9 protein-coding genes are annotated in these 12,150 nt (G+C 70.8%); 5 read left to right on the top strand and 4 right to left on the bottom strand.

All coding sequences use genetic code 11. From position 1 onward, the window contains the following. Positions 1 to 181 precede the first annotated feature (181 nt). The 3 genes from E5082_RS29090 (at position 182) to E5082_RS29080 (ending at position 6,554) form a co-directional block, all read left to right on the top strand. Positions 182 to 2,659 (top strand): ThuA domain-containing protein, encoded by a 2,478-nt coding sequence (locus E5082_RS29090; RefSeq protein WP_190045413.1) that lies wholly within the window; start codon positions 182 to 184, stop codon positions 2,657 to 2,659. 50 nt (positions 2,660 to 2,709) lie between these two features. Beyond that, a complete protein-coding gene (locus tag E5082_RS29085; RefSeq protein WP_229919006.1) occupies positions 2,710 to 4,854 on the top strand; it encodes an OmpL47-type beta-barrel domain-containing protein in 2,145 nt (714 codons plus the stop codon). 272 nt (positions 4,855 to 5,126) lie between these two features. Continuing rightward, positions 5,127 to 6,554 carry an alkaline phosphatase family protein gene (locus E5082_RS29080; RefSeq protein ID WP_135794227.1) on the top strand — a complete coding sequence of 476 codons (1,428 nt, stop codon included), beginning with the start codon at positions 5,127 to 5,129 and terminating at the stop codon, positions 6,552 to 6,554. A gap of 37 nt (positions 6,555 to 6,591) precedes the next feature. Here the strand turns inward: E5082_RS29080 and E5082_RS29075 are convergent, their stop codons facing one another. Together E5082_RS29075 and E5082_RS29070 are read right to left on the bottom strand one after the other, a co-directional pair. Continuing rightward, the gene (locus E5082_RS29075; RefSeq protein ID WP_135794226.1) at positions 6,592 to 7,320 is read right to left on the bottom strand and encodes a hypothetical protein; all 729 of its coding nucleotides are present in this window, start codon (positions 7,318 to 7,320) and stop codon (positions 6,592 to 6,594) included. Positions 7,321 to 7,376: 56 nt separating this feature from the next. Beyond that, positions 7,377 to 8,294, bottom strand: coding sequence for an aminoglycoside phosphotransferase family protein (locus E5082_RS29070; protein WP_135794225.1), 918 nt, complete (start codon positions 8,292 to 8,294; stop codon positions 7,377 to 7,379). A 77-nt stretch (positions 8,295 to 8,371) separates the two neighbouring features. Here E5082_RS29070 and E5082_RS29065 point away from each other — a divergent pair, with 77 nt between their 5' ends. Continuing rightward, positions 8,372 to 9,163, top strand: a complete 792-nt coding sequence (locus E5082_RS29065; RefSeq protein ID WP_135794224.1) for a hypothetical protein — start codon at positions 8,372 to 8,374, stop codon at positions 9,161 to 9,163. Between the two features lie 204 nt (positions 9,164 to 9,367). On the opposite strand, the gene E5082_RS29060 is transcribed toward E5082_RS29065, so the two are convergent. Next, the gene (locus tag E5082_RS29060) at positions 9,368 to 9,976 is read right to left on the bottom strand and encodes a type 1 glutamine amidotransferase family protein (RefSeq protein WP_135794223.1); all 609 of its coding nucleotides are present in this window, start codon (positions 9,974 to 9,976) and stop codon (positions 9,368 to 9,370) included. 55 nt (positions 9,977 to 10,031) lie between these two features. Beyond that, a complete protein-coding gene (locus E5082_RS29055) occupies positions 10,032 to 10,511 on the bottom strand; it encodes a winged helix-turn-helix transcriptional regulator (protein WP_229918998.1) in 480 nt (159 codons plus the stop codon). A 60-nt stretch (positions 10,512 to 10,571) separates the two neighbouring features. On the opposite strand from E5082_RS29055, the gene E5082_RS29050 reads away from it, so the two are divergent. Beyond that, positions 10,572 to 12,032 (top strand): MFS transporter, encoded by a 1,461-nt coding sequence (locus E5082_RS29050; RefSeq protein ID WP_341869180.1) that lies wholly within the window; start codon positions 10,572 to 10,574, stop codon positions 12,030 to 12,032. Positions 12,033 to 12,150: the final 118 nt, after the last annotated feature.

Genomic DNA, 12,150 nt, shown 5'->3' with positions numbered 1-12,150 from the left:
CGGAGTGCTGTGAGGAGACGGGCGGGGGCGGGCCCCCGGGGACGGTCACGGTAGAGGCGCGCATCCCGTTTATCCACACCCAGGACAAAGTTGGTGAGATTCCGTCCATAGCTATTGGCGGGTCGGCGAAAGGCGTCTAGCTTCTGGCGCTGTTGCTGAGACCACGGAGGGTGGGTGACCCATGCAGAGCGCACCACATCACCGGTCGAGATCCCGGCGGACAGCGGCGGCGGCCCTGGCGGCCGGAGCCCTGGCTGCATCCCTGCTGAGCGGCGGCACCGCGGCCACGGCCAGTCCGTTCCCGGAGCCGCAGGCGTCGGCCCTGCCCTCGCCGCCGGGCGGCAGACACGTCAAAGTGCTCGTCTTCCACGCCTCGGCCGCCGAGGAGTCACCGACCGTCGACGCCGGTATCGAGGCCATCGAGTCCATCGGTCTGACCGGTCCCGAGGATCAGCGGTTCAAGACCGTGGCGACGGACGACGCCTCGGTCTTCACCAACGAGAAGCGGCTGGGCACCTTCAACGCCGTGGTGTTCCTGACCGGTGGCGGGGACGTGCTCGATCCCGAGCAGGAGGCGGGTCTCGAAGCGTATCTGAAGGCCGGCGGCGGCTTTCTCGGCATCCATGACGCGGCGCGGACGGAGCCGTACTCCGACTGGTTCACCGGTCTGATCGGCGCCCGGCCCGCGAGCGCGAGCCCTGCCGCCGTACAGCGGGCCACCGTGGAGATCCCGGACCGGAGTCATCCGGCCACCAGGGGGCTGCCGCTGGAGTGGAAGCGGCCCGACAAGTGGTTCAACTGGGCGAGCAACCCGACCGGCAAGGTGCACACCGTCGCCAAGGTCCGGGAGAGCAGCTACCGGCCGGGCACCGGGGCGAACGGGGTGGACCACCCGGTCTCCTGGTGCCGGGACTACTCCGGCGGCCGGTCCTTCTACACGGGCATGGGCGGCACGGTGGAGTCGTTCGCGGAGACCGACTTCCGCGACCATCTGCGAGGCGCCCTGCTGTGGACCACCCGCCTCTCGCGCGCCGACTGCAAGGCCACGATCGACGCCAACTACTCGGCGGTGCGCGTCACTCAGCCGAACCAGCCCGGTCAGCAGGACCAGATCGGCGAGCCGCACGGCCTGGTCGTGGCGCCCGACGGACGGGTGCTGTACATCGGCCGGGGCGGCGGCACCAACGAGGCGCCGGTCGTCACCGACTGGAACAACCCCGACATCGGCAAGGGCACCGGCCAGATCCACGTCTACGACCCCGCCACGAAGAAGGTCACGCTCGCGGGCGCCCTCACCGTCTTCGGCAACAAGGGCGGGGGTGACGAACTGACCAAGGTCGAGGAGGGGTTGCTCGGCATCGAGCTGGACCCCGGCTTCGAGTCCAACGGCTGGGTGTACCTCCACTACACCCCGCACTCCGGCCTCGACCGCGACAAGCAGGTGGCCGAACGCCGCGTCTCCCGCTTCACGCTGGACCGCGCCACCAACAAGCTCGACCTGGCCTCGGAGAAGGTCCTCCTCAAGTGGCCGGTACAGGTGCACAGTTGCTGCCATGCGGGCGGCGGGATGGCCTGGGACTCCAAAGGCAACCTCTACATCGCCACCGGTGACAACAACTCCTCCGGTTTCAGCGACGGTTACTCCGGCAACAACCCGCAGCCCAACTACAAGGGCCTCTCCTTCGCCGACGCCCGCCGCACCGCGGGCAACACCCACAACCTCAACGGCAAGATCCTGCGCATCCACCCGGAGCCCGACGGCACGTACACCCTGCCCGAGGGCAACCTCTTCACCGGCAAGGAGCAGGACGAGGGCGGCGGGAAGACCCGCGGCGAGATCTATGTGATGGGTGTACGGAACCCGGCGCGGATCTCCGTCGACAAGAAGACCGACATCCTCTACGCGGGCTGGGTCGGCCCCGACGCGGGCGCGCCGAGCACCACCTGGGGGCCGGCGAAGTACGACACGTTCGCCGCGATCACCAAGGCGGGCAATCACGGCTGGCCGTTCTGCATGGGCAACAAGCAGCCCTACCGCGACCGCAACCTGCCGGACCCGACCAAGCCGCTGGGCTGGTACGACTGCGACGCCCCGAAGAACGAGTCGCCGAACAACGACGGCCTGGTGAACCTCCCGCCCGTCACCGGCAACACCATCTGGTACTCCCCACAAGGAGGCGCCCCCGACTTCCCGCGCAACGCGGCGGGCGTGCCGAGCTACAAGAACGAGGAGGCCACCTATCTCCTGCCGTGGCTGAAGGGCGGCGGCCAGGCCACCATGGACGGCCCGGTCTACCGCTACGACGCGGCGAAGGCCGGCTCCGGGGCGTGGCCGGAGTACTGGGACGGCAAGTGGTTCGTCGGTGACTTCTACGACGCGGACAACCCGCGCCACGCGGTGCTCACCGACCCGAAGACGGTCGGCAAGGGCGGCCTGCCCGTCACGGCGGAGTCGCTGAAGAAGATCATCCCGGTCGGGCAGGGCGGCATCCGCAACCTCATGGACTGGAAGTTCGCGCCGGACGGTTCGCTCTACGTCCTCGACTACGGCCGCGGCTTCTTCACCTCCGACTCCCAGTCCGCGCTGTGGCGCGTGACGTACACCGGCGGCGCGGCCACGCCCGCCGCGAAGGATCTGGCCAGGAAGGCGGCACAGTGAGACACCGACCTCTCCGCCTGTACACCGCGCTGCTGGGCGCGCTGCTGCTGATGCTGGGGCTCACCTCGACGGCCGCGTACGGACGGGACGGCGACCGCGCGGCGGCGGCCCAGGTTCTGACGTGGACGGCGAGTTCCCGCACCGACCGGTACGCGAGCTTCCCGACGACGGCGGTGGCCGGCGCGGCGACCCTCGTCTTCGAGAACAGCACCGCGACCGGCAACGACATCGGCATGCCGCACACGCTGACGTTCGACGTGTCGGACCCCGAGTACAACCACGACGTGCCGGTGAACATCCTGGCCAACCCCGGTGACGACAGCGGCGGCAAGCACACCGTCGACGTGACGCTGACGCCCGGCCGTTACCGCTACTTCTGCAGCATCCCCGGCCACAGCCAGATGCAGGGCATCCTCACGGTGACCGAGCCCGGCGGCGAGGACACCACGGCGCCGACGGCCTCGGCGAAGGTCGAGGGGCAGCAGAACGCCGACGGCGCCTATGTCGGCTCGGCCAAGGTCACGGTGTCCGCGTCGGACGACGCGTCCGGCGTGAAGTCGGTCGAGTACGCGGTCGGCGCCGACGGACCGTGGCAGGCGTACACCGCGCCGGTGGTCGTCGACCAGGTCGGCTCGCACACCGTGCGCTACCGCGCCACCGACCAGGCGGGCAACGTGTCCGCCGAGAAGTCCGTGACCTTCAGCGTGGTCGCCCCGCCGACGGACGACACGACCGCGCCGGAGACCTCCGCGACGGTGAGCGGCGAGAAGGACGCCGACGGCAACTACCTGACCATGGCCACGGTGACCGTGACCGCCTCGGACACCGGGTCGGGCGTCAACACCATCGAGTACGCGCTCGGGACGGACGGCGCCTGGCAGCCGTACACCGCGCCGGTGATGGTGCACGCGGTCGGCTCGCACACCGTGCGCTACCGGGCGACCGACAAGGCGGGGAACGCGTCCGCCGAGAAGTCCGTGGCCTTCACGGTCGTGGCCCCGCCCGCCGAGGACACGACCGCGCCGGAGACCTCGGCGACCCTGAGCGGCACCCGCAACTCCAACGGGGCCTACGTCACAAGTGCCAGGGTGACGGTCAACGCCTCCGACTCCGCGTCCGGGGTGGCCCGGGTCGAGTACTCCCTCGACGGAGGCCCGTATCTGGCGTATTCGGCACCCGTGGTCGTGGACCGGCTCGGCTTCCACACGGTGGCGTACCGGGCGACGGACAAGGCGGGGAACACCTCCGCCGCCAAGAACGTCACCTTCACCGTCGCGCAGGGCGGGGGCGTCCCGGCGCCGGCCTGTCCCGAGTACGACGAGCGGCTGACGGTCATCGTCGGCACCGTGGACACGGGCGTGCCGAACCGGCTGACGCGCAGCCGGTGCACGATCAACGAGCTGATCGAGGACGAGAAGGACTGGTCGTCGCAGGCGCTGTTCCTCAAGCACGTCGACGGCGTGCTCGACGGGCTCCTTGCGGACGGTCTGATCGACCAACGCGAGTTCAACGAGATCACCAAGGCGGCCAAGCAGTCGAAGATCGGCAAGCCCGGCCAGACGGAGGGTTATCGCGATCTGTTCGACGGCACGCAGGCGTCCCTGTCCAGATGGGAGCAGGTCGGCGGCGGGCAGTTCGCCCTGACCGGCGACGGCGCCATCACGAGCAGCACGACCGTGCCGGGCATGGGCATGCTGTGGTTCCCGGAACGCAAGTACGGCGACTTCTCGCTCAAGCTCCGCTTCCGCGACGACGCTCCCGGCACGGGCAACGCCAACGGCGGGGTGTTCATCCGGTTCCCCGACGTCCACAACCACCCCGAGGAGTCCCGGCCCGAGTGGGTCGCCATCAATTACGGGCACGAGATCCAGATCCTGGACAGCCCGACCGGCGACATGTACAAGACGGGTTCGGTCTACGGCTTCGACCGGGTGGGTCTGGGCGGCGCCGGAGTCACCCCCAAGGGCACCTGGAACGACTACGAGGTCCGCGCGGAGGGCCAGCACTTCACGATCCTGCGCAACGGTGTCGTCATCAACGAGTTCGACAATGTCGGCGGCCAGGTCTTCACCCCGCCCCGCGAGGGTGACCCCGGCACCGACGGCCGGCGCTATGCGACCGGGTACATCGGGCTCCAGGTGCACAGCACGTCGGACGTGATCTCGTACCGCGACGTCCGGATCAAGGAGTTGTAGGCGACAAGTCCGTGGGGCTCTCACCGCGCTTCGGCGGTGGGAGCCCTTCCCCTTTACGGGCCGCCTTCTCTGAACACGTGGCAACTTGCCTGCGACGTACAGGCATTGAGGGTCATGGCCTGGTCAAGCCGTTCCCGCGCGTTGGCCACATGTTCACCGCTCTCCCCTGACGCGTCCCGCCATGAGGGCGGAGAGTGATCGGCGGCCCGGCTTCCCGGCCGGGCGGACCTGCACTCCGCCGGAGCGCCCACCGCGCTCAAGAAGGGACGACCATGGCCGAGTTGACCCGCCGTAGAGTCCTGGGGTCGGCCGCGGGCGCGCTGGGTGGCGCCGCGGCTCTGTCCCTGCTGCCGCCGAGCGTCCAGAAGGCCGTCGCTGCCGGGCCGCCCAAGGGCGGTTCGCTGCGCGACATCGAGCATGTGGTCCTGCTGATGCAGGAGAACCGGTCGTTCGACCACTACTTCGGCACCCTCTCCGGGGTCCGGGGCTTCGCCGACCCCCATGCCCTCAAGCTGGACAACGGGCGCAGCGTGTTCTACCAGCCCGACGCGGTGAATCCCAAGGGCTACCTGCTGCCCTTCCACCTCGACACCCACTCCTCCAGCGCCCAGGCCATCCCCTCCACCAGCCATGCCTGGTCCGTGCAACACCGGGCGTGGAACAACGGGAGGATGGACCAGTGGCTGCCCGCCCACCGCGCCGCCGACGGCGTCAACGGCCCCTACGTGATGGGCTATTACACGCGCGAGGACATCCCGTTCCAGTTCGCGCTCGCCGAGACCTTCACCATCTGCGACAACTACTTCTGCTCGGTGTTCGGACCGACCTGGCCCAACCGGCTGATGTGGATGACCGGTTCGATCGACCCCGGCGGCACGAAGGGCGGCCCGGTCATCAAGAACTCGGCGCCCAAGCCGTACCAGTGGACCACTTACGCCGAGCGGCTCCAGGCGGCCGGGGTGAGCTGGAAGGTGTACCAGCAGGACGACGACTACGGCTGCAACATGCTGGAGCAGTTCGCCGCGTTCAAGAACGCCGCGCCCGGCTCCGAGCTGTACGAGCGCGGGGTGCGCCCGCAGCCCGAGGGCACCTTCGAGGACGACGCCCGCAACGACCGGCTCCCGGCGGTGTCCTGGATCATGCCGACCAGCTACCAGTCGGAGCATCCGGACTATCTCCCGGCGGCCGGCGCGGACTTCGTGGCCTCGAAGATCGAGGCGATCGCGTCCAACCCGAAGGTGTGGCGCAAGACCGCGTTCATCCTGAACTACGACGAGAACGACGGCCTGTTCGACCATGTGCCGCCGCCGGTGCCGCCCGCGGGAACGCCGGACGAGTTCGTGCAGGGGCTGCCCATCGGGGGTGGCTTCCGGGTGCCGGCGATCGTGATCTCGCCGTGGACCGTGGGCGGTTGGGTCGCCACGGAAGCTTTCGACCACACCTCGGCGCTGCGGTTCCTGGAGCACTTCACCGGGGTGGAGGAGCCCAACATCAGCGACTGGCGCCGTTCCACCTTCGGCGACCTCACCAGCGCCTTCCGCTTCCGCTCCGGCCGCCCGCGCCCGCCGCGCCTGCCGGACGACACGGCGGAGCAGCTCGAGAAGGCGAAGGAGGAGGTGGCCACGCTGCCGAAGCCGACGCTGCCGGGCGCGGACCAGACCTTCCCCCGCCAGGAGCACGGGCGCCGACCGCACGTGTGAGCCGTCCGGGCCGGTGCCGGTCGCGGCACCGGCCCCTTCAGTACACGGGGTCGCCCGGCGCCACGCGGTGCGTCTCCAGCTCGCCGTCGGCCGGCAACTCCCCGATCAGCGCCTGGCTGCCACCCACATAGGTGCTGACCAGGTCCACGTCCCCGCCCACGCACCAGGCACGGTCCTGCGGCCACCACAGGTCGGGCAACTCGGCGAACTCCTCCCACGCCACCGGCGACACGGCGTCCGGAAGGGGACCCGCGAGGAGCACCTCGGCCCGGTACGGGGTCTCGAAGGCCGGGAAACGGGAGAAGTCCCACCGCCCATATCCCTCCCACAGCCCGAACCAGCACTGGTCTGCGGTACGGGTGTGCCTGGCGAGTACGGGGATCAGCGCCTCGGCGACAGCGGGCGGCGTCGGCCCCTCCGCCGGATGCTCGTCCCAGACACCGGGCAGGCCGTACTCGGACGCGTTCTGACAGTCCCGCTCCATCCCAGCCACCTCGTGCCAGCCGGGGTTCGCGGCCACCGCCCGCCCATAGGCCTCCGCCACGTCCCGCCACCGCACCCGCCGCTCCCCCAGCGACGCCGGATGCAGAACCCTGACGTAGGCATCGAACCCCGGCGCGACGACACCGGCCACCGTGCAGGAGTGGTCGTCCCCGAGGAAACGCTCGGCGAGCCAGCGGGCGGGCGCCAGATCGGCGGACTGCACACGCAGGCGTCCGTACACGTCGGGAGCGGGGTGCTGGCGCACCGAGGGATAGTCGTCCATTGTCGGCAGTCTGCCCCACCTGAGGACACGAGTCCCGGCCGCGGCAGGCGCCCGCGTCAGGACCGGACCGACTCCGTGAGCCGCCGCAGGGACGCCCGGCCCGGTGGGCCCCAGGTCGGTTTGCCGCCGGGGCGGCCCTCGTCGCCGGCGTGGCCGATGTGGAGGCCCGCCAAGGCGCGGAGGATGGCCCAGCCGCGGGCGCGGCGGAGGGTGGCGGGGTCCGGGGCCGGGAGATAGGCGGCGTGGAAGCGGTCGACGGCGCCGTCGGGGAGGAGAATCCAGGCGGAGGCGAGGTCGAAGGCGGGGTCGCCGGCGAAGAGGTCACCGAAGTCGATGACACCGGAGAAGGTGCCGTCGAGGGTGAGGATGTTGGCGGGGTGCAGGTCGCCGTGGAGCCAGAGGCGGGGGCCGGTCCAGCCGGGTGCGGCGGCCGCGTCCTCCCAGACGGCGCGGACGGTGCCGGGGTTCTGGACGAGGCCCAGTTCGGTGGCCCGGGCGAGCGAGCCGGTGAAGGATTCGGCGAAGTCGGCCAGCCGGCCCCCTCGGTCCCGGCCCACCGGCGCCTGCTCGGGGGCGGGGCGGTGAAAGGCGGTCAGGAAGGCGGCGAGGGTGTCGGCCGCTTCGTCGGGGCGGGTCGCGGGGGCGCGGTCGGCGGGCTCGCCGGGTACCCAGGTGGTGACGAGCCAGGGTCTCGGGAAACGGTCGGAGGGTTCACCGAGGCGCTGCGGTACGGGGATCGGCAGGGGCAGGCCCTCGGCGAGGAGCGGCAGCCAGGCGTGCTCCTTGCGCAGCAGCGCGTCCGCCGACTCGGTGGCCCAGGGCAGGCGGACGGCGAGGTCGTCGCCGAGCCGCCACACCTGGTTGTCCCAGCCGAGCGCGCCGAGTTTCAGGGGGCGTTCCGCCAGGTCGGGGTGCTGCTCGCGCAGCAGATACCGGATCAGGTCCGCCGTGATGTCCGTGCCGGTGACTGTCATGGGGAGCCACGGTAGCGCTTAGCCCGGATGCCGGTCCGGGATGCGCGCCCCGGTCGTCCCGTCCCAGGATTCTGATCATGCGGAACTCCACTGACACCCCGTCCTGTCCCCGGTACTCACGGCACGGTGGTGCCCGGCATGCCATATCCGCGGCGGCCCTCTGCTGTGTCCTGCTGGCGCTGGCCGCGGCCTGCGGGGATCCGGGAACCACGCCTCGCTCCGGCGGCGTGGCGGGCAACGGCAACCCGGCCGTGTCCGGCTCCCCCCGCCCGGTGACCGCCCCTGGCGTCCCCGGTGTCGGAGAGCGGATGGGCCGGCAGATCCCGGACGACACCCGGCAACTGGTGGTCGTCTACGGTGACGACCGGGACTCTGCCGAGGGCACGGCCGTGTTGTACGAGAAGCAGGGCGTGCAGTGGAAGCCGTCCGCGAGCTGGCCCTCGCACAACGGCCGCCGGGGCTGGACGACGGACCACCGGCTCGACGACGAGCGCAGCCCCGTGGGCGTCTTCTCGCTCACCGACGCCGGAGGCACCCTGCGCAGCCCCGGCACCAAACTGCCGTACTGGTACGACGACCACGCGTACGCGGCATCGGTGGTGGACCCGGACGACGAGGCGCATGCGCACGACTTCGACCACGTCATCGCCATCGACTACAACCGGCTCAAGGGCACTCCGCCCTACGACTGGAGCCGGCCCGAGGGCGTGGAGAAGGGCGGCGGCATCTGGCTGCATCTGGACCACGGTGACGGCACGTCGGCCTGTGTGACCGTCCCGGAGGCCGGCATCAAGACCCTCCTGGGCACCCTCGACCCCGCCGACCACCCGATGGTGGTGATGGGCGACCGCGACCGCCTCAGGGACTGAGCGGACCTCATCCGTCACACCCGTATCGGCCGTGGCGATTCGGCCAGGGCCGTGCGGAGCCCCGGCGCGGTGGGGTCCACGACGCGTTTCCGGGGCTCCCGGAACGGCGGTCGGTGCGGACTCCGCTGCGGCCGAAACACGTGTGTTTGATGCAGCTCTCCCTCTCGTACGCCCAACTCCCGCGCCGAGAGTGACCGCCGGGCGTCAGCGCAGTGCGACCTCGCCCGTGTGGACGGCGCGCATGGCGCGCTCGACGGTCGCCTGGTTCTCGCCGACCGGAGCCACGTAGCCGATGACGTCGCGCGCGGCGTCCTCCCCGAGCATGCGGGTGATCACCCAGGTGGCGAGGTACTGGGACGCCAGGCAGCCCCCTGCCGTGGCGATGTTCCCCTCAGCGTGGAACGGCGCGTCCAGCACGGTCACGTCGCAGGCTTCGACAAAGGCCCGGCTCTTCGTGTCGGTGCAAGCCGGCATGCCGTCCAGCAACCCCAGCCGGGCGAGCACCAGCGCGCCGGAGCACTGCGCACCGATGAGCTGTCGAGAAGGGTCGAGCGGCAGCCGGGAGATCAGCCGGTCGTCGGCGACCGCATCTCGTGTCTTCACACCACTACCGATCAGCACGACCTCGGCTTCGGTCACGAACTCCATCGGGCGCTGCCCTGTCACCTCGACACCGTTCATCGACGTGACCACCGGTGCCGGCGTCGTGATGAACGCTTCCAAGCCGTCCTTACGGCACCGGTTGATCAACGCGGATGCGATGAAGCTGTCGAGTTCGTTGAACCCGTCGAAGGTGACCACGGCTACCTGCATCACATCTCCTTCAGCTACGGCATGAGATCTGCACTGCTCCCTGGCGCGCCATCGTCTAGGGGGCTTGCACCGGACCGGAGCGGTCCCAGCCGGGGATCATTTCCTCCCGGTGGACGTCCTCGGCGTGGACCGGCTCGCCACAGGTCCCGCAGACGGCGCGGGTGACCAGTTCGTGGTCCTGGTGAAGGAGCCGGACGGGCGGCGTGGTGACGGCCCAGCGGTCGCCCCAGCCGATGAGTTCGCGGGTGATGCCCGCCAGGTCGCGCCCCGCCTCCGTCAGGTAGTAGCCGCTGTGGCGCGTGTCGTCCGGCAGCGGGCGCCGTTCCAGGACACCGCTCTCCACCAGCGCCTTCAGGCGCGCCGCCAGGCGGTCCGTGGGGGCGCCGGTGTTCCTGGCGATCTGCCGGAACCGGTGGTTGCCGAGCATGACCTCACGGATCGCCGGCAGGGCCCATCGGTCGCCGACGACCTGCAGGGCGGCGGCGAGCGAGCAGGGACGTCCGGCCATGTCCTGGGGATCGATGCGCGTGGTCACGGCTCCAGTATCACCCCGGCAGGGTTTGATTTCCAAACCACCCCGTGCTTGGCTTGCACCATGCCCATGACGCTTGGAAAATCAAATCACCCTCGAGCGGCCACCGCGGTCGTCCTGGTGGCCGTCTTCATGACCAACCTGGATCTGTGGATCGTCAACGTCGCGCTTCCGGCCGTGGGAGCGAGCTTCTCCGGGGGCGTCGGGGGCGCGACCCTCGGTTCGCTGTCCTGGGTCCTCAACGCGTACGCGATCACCTTCGCCGCGCTGCTGGTGGTGGCCGGGCGTGCGGGTGACCGCATGGGTCAGCGGCCGGTGTTCCTCACCGGAATCGCCGTCTTCGCCCTCGCGTCGCTGGGCTGTGCCCTGGCCCCGAACCTGGAGACCCTCGTCGCGGCCCGGGTGGTGCAGGCCGCCGGGGCGGCCGCCCAGATCCCGACCTCCCTGGCCCTGCTGCTGGCGACGGTGCCGGCCGAGCGCCGTACCCACGCCACCCGGAGCTGGGCTGCGGTGGGCGGCCTCGCCGCGGCCGCCGGGCCCGTCGCCGGCGGCCTCCTGGTCGAGGTCGACTGGAGGTGGATCTTCACCGTCAATGTGCCCATCGGCGTCGCGGCGCTCCTCGCCGGCCGGGCGGTGCTGCCGAAGCCGGCCACCCGGGAGGCCGGGCCGCTGCCCGACCTCCTCGGCGCCCCGCTGCTCATCTCGTCGGTCGCGGCACTGTCCGGGGCGCTGGTGCAGGCTCCCGACTGGGGCTGGACGAGCGGCAGGACAGTGCTGCTCCTGGCCGTTGCCGTGATCAGCGGCACCGCGTTCGTCGTCAGGTCCCTGCGGCACCCCCGCCCGCTGTTCGAGCTGGACCTGCTGCGGCTGCCGCGCTTCGGAGCGGCGAACGCGGGCAGCCTCGTGTTCGGCACCGCCTTCGCGATCATGCTGCTCTCGAACGTGCTGTGGTGCCAGGAAGTCTGGCACTGGAGCGCTCTGCGCACCGGTGTCGCCCTGGTCCCCGGTCCCGCACTCGTGCCGGTCGTCACCCTTCTGACCGCCCGCGCCGCGCAGCGCTTCGGGCACGGTCCGCTGGTCGCCGTTGGCGGGTTGCTGTTCACCGGCGGCATGGTCTGGCGCGTCTGCTTCGCGTCCGTCACGCCGGATTATGTGGGTGACCTGCTGCCCAGTCAGCTGTTGACCGGTACGGGCATCGGTCTGGCCCTGGGCACTCTGGTGGCCGCCGGTGTGCACGCCCTGCCGGGGCACCGTGCGGCGACCGGGTCGGCGCTGGTCAACTCTGTCCGCCAGATCTCGGCCACGGTCGGCGTCGCGGTCCTGGTCACGGTGCTCGGTGGTTCCCACGTCGGTGTGGCCTCATCGCACGACTTCCGGATCGCCTGGGGCGCGGCCGCCGTACTGAGCCTGGTGACGTCAGCGATCGGTGTACACCTCAGCCGTGGCGGCGGCCCGGCCCAGACGGCGTCCGCCGCGTCGAAGAAGCCCGAGGCGGATGCGCAGGCTCTGGCGGACACGCCCTGACCTGAAGCGGGCGTCGCAAGGCGGCACAGAGGGTCGGCACCGGTCGCATGGCGCTCAGGCCATGAGTCCGTCGATCGCCACGGGAAGGTGGCGGGGGCCACGCAGTACGGCCTTGGCG

This window comes from Streptomyces griseoluteus (assembly GCF_004784465.1).
GTDB classification, from domain to species: domain Bacteria; phylum Actinomycetota; class Actinomycetes; order Streptomycetales; family Streptomycetaceae; genus Streptomyces; species Streptomyces griseoluteus.
Note: the sequence above shows the minus strand (reverse complement) of the source record. Positions and strands in the feature narration are given on the sequence as shown.